The sequence below is a fragment of the Solihabitans fulvus genome, assembly GCF_008386585.1.
Taxonomy (GTDB): Bacteria; Actinomycetota; Actinomycetes; order Mycobacteriales; family Pseudonocardiaceae; genus Solihabitans; species Solihabitans fulvus.
Genome location: NZ_VUOB01000407.1, coordinates 1 through 306, shown reverse-complemented (window position 1 = coordinate 306; position 306 = coordinate 1). Strand labels below are relative to the sequence as shown.

The window sequence follows — 306 nt, the reverse complement described above, 5'->3', positions numbered from 1 at the left end:
TGGTGCCCAGCTTCTGGTACGGCGGCATCGGCCGCGGCGTGGTCTTCCACGACCTGAACGTGGGGACCACGGTGCTGGTGCTCGGCGCGTCGCGCGTCGGGCTGGCTGCCCTGGACGCCCGCCGGTTCCGGACCGACACCGCCAGCGTGTCAGCCGAGGGTCGGAGCGCAGGGTCGGACCCGGGGATCTGGGCGGGCGACAGGACGAGGAGGGGGGCCGTAGCGTGAGCGACGTGGACATGTCGAAGGAGTCGCCGGGACCGTTCGGGCCGAAGGTCGGCAAGGGCTGGCGGGTGATGGGCCTGTT

General features: G+C 72.5%; 1 pseudogene. It reads left to right on the top strand.

Annotated elements, in window-relative coordinates:
• A pseudogene (locus F0L68_RS44345) lies at window positions 1–227 on the top strand (hypothetical protein); the annotation flags it as partial.
• Window positions 228–306: the final 79 nt, after the last annotated feature.